This is a genomic window from Streptomyces murinus, assembly GCF_002154555.1.
GTDB classification, from domain to species: Bacteria; Actinomycetota; Actinomycetes; order Streptomycetales; family Streptomycetaceae; genus Streptomyces; species Streptomyces murinus.
The window spans coordinates 1-725 of record NZ_MUNF01000811.1 but is presented as its reverse complement, the minus strand read 5'-3'; the positions used below and the strand labels follow the sequence as shown (position 1 = coordinate 725).

Genomic DNA, 725 nt, shown 5'->3' with positions numbered 1-725 from the left:
CGGGGTGATCGCCGACCGGTTCAGCACCCGCCGTCTGATGATCGGCGCCGACCTGACCCGGGTCTGCACCCAGTCCCTCGCCGCGGGCCTGTTCTTCGCCGGGCACGTGGTGCTGTGGGAGCTGTGCGTCATCGGCTTCGTCAACGGCGTGGCCGCCGCCGTGTTCCAGCCCGGCGTGGCCAGCACGCTGCCCCGGCTCGCCGCCGACGTCCAGGGCGCCAACGCGGCGATCCGCATCGCCGAGTCCGCCGCCCAACTCGCCGGGCCGGCCTTCGCCGGTCTCCTCGTCGGCTTCGCCTCGCCCGGCGGGGTGTTCGCTGCCCACGCCGGGACCTACGCGGTCAGCGCCCTGTGCCTGCTGCTGCTCCGGCTGCGCCCGCTGCCCCCGGACACCCTCGTCGCCACCGGCCGCGCCCTGCGCGACTTCCGTGCCGACCTGGTGCGCGGCTGGCGGGAGTTCAGGTCCCGGACCTGGCTGTGGGCCGTGATCGCCATCTGGTGCCTGTACATGATCGCGGTGAACGGCCCGGTCGTCCCGCTGGTCGCCACCGAGGTCGTCCAGCACCACGGCGCCCGCGCCTACGGCCTGGTCAACTCGGCCCTCGGCGCCGGGGAAGGTGAAGTACAGGCACAGGGACAGCGCGCCCGCCCTGAGCATGCGGCGGGGGCGCAGCCGCAGGGCGAGCAGGCCGCCGATGACGGTGCCGGCGCCGAGGGCCGAGTTG

At 74.9% G+C, this 725-nt stretch carries 1 protein-coding gene; it reads left to right on the top strand.

Annotated elements, in window-relative coordinates; genetic code table 11:
• On the top strand, window positions 1–725 hold a 725-nt coding region (locus tag CCN72_RS35310), incomplete at both ends, for an MFS transporter (protein ID WP_143664317.1).